We start from the raw sequence: 1,728 nt of genomic DNA on the forward strand, positions 1-1,728 counted from the left end.
TCGTAGCTGAAATCAATGAAGTGCGTGACAAACAGCAGGAAATCGTCGTTCAGGGCGAAGTCGAAAGCCGTTCATATACGGCGCCTTACAACGCGCGCCTGAAAGTCACTGAAGGAGAGAAAATTTCCCGTGGTCAGGTGCTGACAGAAGGTTCGGTTGATCCGAAAGAGCTTCTGAAAGTTACTGACATCACGACGGTGCAAGAATACCTCCTTCATGAAGTGCAGAAGGTTTATCGTATGCAAGGGGTTGAAATCGGGGATAAGCACGTCGAGGTTATGGTTCGCCAGATGCTTCGCAAAGTGCGTGTCATCGATGCCGGCGACACGGAAGTGCTGCCAGGCACGCTGCTCGATATTCACCAGTTTACCGAAGCGAACAAAAAAGTTCTGCTCGAAGGCAAACGCCCTGCAACAGGCCGTCCGGTGCTTCTCGGTATCACCAAAGCATCGCTTGAAACGGATTCCTTCCTGTCTGCCGCGTCATTCCAGGAAACAACACGTGTCCTGACAGATGCAGCAATCAAAGGAAAACGCGATGAGCTTCTCGGCCTTAAAGAGAATGTTATCATCGGTAAGCTTGTTCCTGCTGGAACGGGTATGCTGAACTACCGTAAAGTGAAGCCGGTATTGCAAGTCCAATCATCTGATGAAATGGTTCCGGCTGAATAAATAAAAAAATCCTAAAGAAGGATGTCACTAAAAATTGTCATCATGTGTTGACATCCTTCTTTCAGGATGATAATATAACCAAGGTGCTCAATTTAAACCTGTTACTTTGGAGGATATATGATGTCTTATGATAAAGTATCACAGGCTCAATCTATTATTATCGGTACGAAGCAGACAGTCAAAGCGCTGAAGCGCAATTCTGTTAAGGAAGTCGTCGTAGCAAAAGACGCTGATCCTTTTCTGACGTCAGATGTTATTAACCTGGCAAATGAACAAGGGATTCCCGTCTCAATGGCAGAGTCCATGAAAAAGCTCGGCAAAGCCTGCGGAATTGAAGTCGGAGCTGCAGCTGTTGCCATTATTCAATAACGTACTCGTTGTTTTTGCTTTTATGCAAAGGCATTGTTTTTTGCTTTTAAATGAACCACCTGGGTATGTGGGTTATAAAACATGATGAAGGGAGGAATTACAAAATGCCTACAATTAATCAGCTAGTCCGCAAAGGACGCGTAAGCAAAGTTGAAAATTCTAAGTCTCCAGCACTTAACAAAGGATACAACAGCTTCAAGAAAGAGCACACTAACGTATCTTCACCACAAAAACGCGGAGTATGTACCCGTGTCGGTACAATGACACCGAAGAAGCCGAACTCGGCGCTTCGTAAATATGCCCGTGTTCGTTTAACTAACGGAATCGAGGTTACGGCCTACATTCCTGGTATCGGACACAACCTGCAAGAGCACAGTGTCGTATTGATCCGCGGTGGACGTGTAAAAGACTTACCGGGGGTACGCTACCACATCGTGCGTGGCGCGCTTGATACTGCCGGAGTTGAAAACCGTGCACAAGGCCGTTCTAAATACGGTACAAAACGTCCTAAGAAAAAATAATTCCGTTTAAATACAAATAAAAGGGTTTTTAAAAGCAAGGAGTTCTGGCAATGCTGTTAAGGGCATCAGGCTTTTCGCGCCTAGCGCTGGTTTGATCCCGGCAGCTGAACCGTGAAATCCCTCTGCTTACTGTAAACCCGTAACAAGAGAAGGGAGGATAATCAGAT

At 45.9% G+C, this 1,728-nt stretch carries 2 protein-coding genes and 1 pseudogene; all 3 read left to right on the forward strand.

Annotated features, from left to right (window positions below):
• Positions 1-671: pseudogene (locus tag C1T29_RS24615) on the forward strand (DNA-directed RNA polymerase subunit beta'); the annotation flags it as partial.
• Between the two features lie 120 nt (positions 672-791).
• Positions 792-1,040 (forward strand): 50S ribosomal protein L7ae-like protein, encoded by a 249-nt coding sequence (locus C1T29_RS00925; RefSeq protein WP_023855916.1) that lies wholly within the window; start codon positions 792-794, stop codon positions 1,038-1,040.
• A 104-nt stretch (positions 1,041-1,144) separates the two neighbouring features.
• Positions 1,145-1,561 carry a 30S ribosomal protein S12 gene (gene rpsL / locus C1T29_RS00930; protein WP_020449855.1) on the forward strand — a complete coding sequence of 139 codons (417 nt, stop codon included), beginning with the start codon at positions 1,145-1,147 and terminating at the stop codon, positions 1,559-1,561.
• Positions 1,562-1,728 lie beyond the last annotated feature (167 nt).

Source organism: Bacillus sp. MBGLi79, from assembly GCF_002953915.1.

Coding starts and splice junctions, on each gene's coding strand:
- C1T29_RS00925 (WP_023855916.1), top strand. CDS start 792: ATGTCTTATGATAAAGTATCACAGGCTCAATCTATTATTATCGGTACG.
- rpsL (WP_020449855.1), top strand. CDS start 1,145: ATGCCTACAATTAATCAGCTAGTCCGCAAAGGACGCGTAAGCAAAGTT.